Raw genomic sequence first — 520 nt, 5'->3', positions numbered from 1 at the left:
GGGTGCTCCACCTGCAGGCGGGTGTTGACCTCCAGGAAGGAGATCGTGCCGTCGGTGCCGACCAGGAACTCCACGGTGCCGGCGCCGACATAGCCGGCCTCCTTGAGGATGGCCTTGGAGGACGAGTACAACTCGGCGACCTGCTCGTCGGACAGGAACGGTGCGGGTGCTTCCTCGACGAGCTTCTGGTGGCGGCGCTGCAGTGAGCAGTCGCGGGTGGAGACGACGACCACGTTGCCGTGGGAGTCGGCCAGGCACTGGGTCTCCACGTGCCGCGGCTTGTCGAGGTAGCGCTCCACGAAGCACTCGCCGCGGCCGAAGGCGGCCACCGCCTCACGCACCGCCGAGTCGTACAGCTCGGGGACTTCTTCGAGCGTGCGGGCGACCTTCAGGCCGCGGCCGCCGCCGCCGAAGGCCGCCTTGATGGCGATCGGCAGGCCGTGCTCCTCGGCGAAGGCGACGACCTCGTCCGACCCGGAGACCGGGTCGGGGGTGCCGGCGACCAGCGGGGCGCCTGCGC

General features: G+C 71.2%; 1 protein-coding gene. It reads right to left on the bottom strand.

The window, feature by feature from the left end:
* Window positions 1-520: ATP-grasp domain-containing protein (locus tag O3Q52_RS54025; RefSeq protein ID WP_269655660.1), on the bottom strand; the 520-nt coding region annotated here is incomplete at both ends.

The sequence above is a fragment of the Streptomyces sp. ActVer genome (assembly GCF_027270795.1).
GTDB classification, from domain to species: domain Bacteria; phylum Actinomycetota; class Actinomycetes; order Streptomycetales; family Streptomycetaceae; genus Streptomyces; species Streptomyces umbrinus_A.
Note: the sequence above shows the minus strand (reverse complement) of the source record. Positions and strands in the feature narration are given on the sequence as shown.